General features: G+C 32.5%; 1 protein-coding gene and 1 pseudogene. Both read left to right on the top strand.

What is annotated here, in order from left to right:
- A pseudogene (locus Q4Q35_RS01805) lies at window positions 1–487 on the top strand (hypothetical protein); the annotation flags it as partial.
- A 72-nt stretch (window positions 488–559) separates the two neighbouring features.
- Window positions 560–883, top strand: a complete 324-nt coding sequence (locus Q4Q35_RS01810; RefSeq protein WP_303276209.1) for a DUF6520 family protein — start codon at window positions 560–562, stop codon at window positions 881–883.
- Window positions 884–1,202 lie beyond the last annotated feature (319 nt).

Genomic DNA, 1,202 nt, shown 5'->3' on the forward strand with positions numbered 1-1,202 from the left:
ATATACCTACCGCTATCGCAACCAATATATTGTTGCTAATGACAGCCTACAATTACAACGCCTTGGTAAAACTATAGATACCATCAGTCAGGCTCAGATACAAGTAGGAACTATTGCCTCTAAAAACCAACAAAAACTGGCAGCACCTGCCCTTAAGGTTAACAAATCCAGTGCCACCTCTGGAAACTACCTGTTTGTAAATTCTAAACTACTAGGGAGTAAAGAATCTTTGGTATTATGGAAACAATCCTCTGTTATTGATGTGTACGACCTAGTAAAAAACCGTTATGAATTTAGTTTTTATGTAGAAGACATCGGAAAAAGCAAACTAAGAACATTTCAAGTATTCAATGATACCTTTATTGGGCTTATTGGTAATCATATTGTTCGCTATCAATTAGGAGATCGTTTTAAGCAAACACAGATTTCTCCTGATTTAACAGTGCAAAAATCAAAACCTAAAAACAACACCAGAATATCTGGTTAAACATACTGCAGTCAGGGCTAAGACCGAAAACCTGTATAATAGAGTAGGTCATTAATTTTAAATATCTATATTATGAAATCTAATTTTTTTAAAATCGTTTTACCAGCTTTTGCTCTTATGTTAGCTATCACAGCTTCTCTTGCTTTTACCTCTGCTGATAGTGCAGAGACCGCTACTGAAATTATTGTAGCGGAATACATACATCCTGATACTGGCTTTTGTACATTTATATATGAGGTTTCTTGTCAACTTCAATTTATAGACATAGAGCAAGCTATTTGCACAGTTATTGTACAAGATAATGAAGGAGTTGATGTTTTAGTTGATTTACACTTACTAACAAACTTTCCAACAATAAATTGTACTATACCTTTGTATGAATACATACCAGAATAATTTTGTAAAAATCAGGAAAAGGTGTCTATTTTTAGCCGTCATGGTCGGAAGATTTTTTCTTCCGACTTTTTTGTTTTTAACAATATACAGGATTAAATATTAATCACCTGACTATCAGTTGTTTGGTTTGTTTTTATGATAAAACTTCTGTATCTTTTTATCTGATAATCAACCTATCATATCAGTATTTAAAAGCCATAAAGTTTCAGTAAATCAATTATTAGGAGTCATTTCAGAAGCCCTTTTAGCAAATTTATCACAAAGCACTAAAGCCCATATTTAAAAACCTTTTTGATTTAGATTCCTCAGAGAGTGTTGT

Origin of the sequence: Flavivirga aquimarina, assembly GCF_030540835.1 — a bacterium.
In the GTDB taxonomy this organism is placed as follows: domain Bacteria; phylum Bacteroidota; class Bacteroidia; order Flavobacteriales; family Flavobacteriaceae; genus Flavivirga; species Flavivirga aquimarina.

Excerpts from the sequence above, each read along its gene's own strand:
- Q4Q35_RS01810 (WP_303276209.1), top strand. The coding sequence starts at position 560 with ATGAAATCTAATTTTTTTAAAATCGTTTTACCAGCTTTTGCTCTTATG.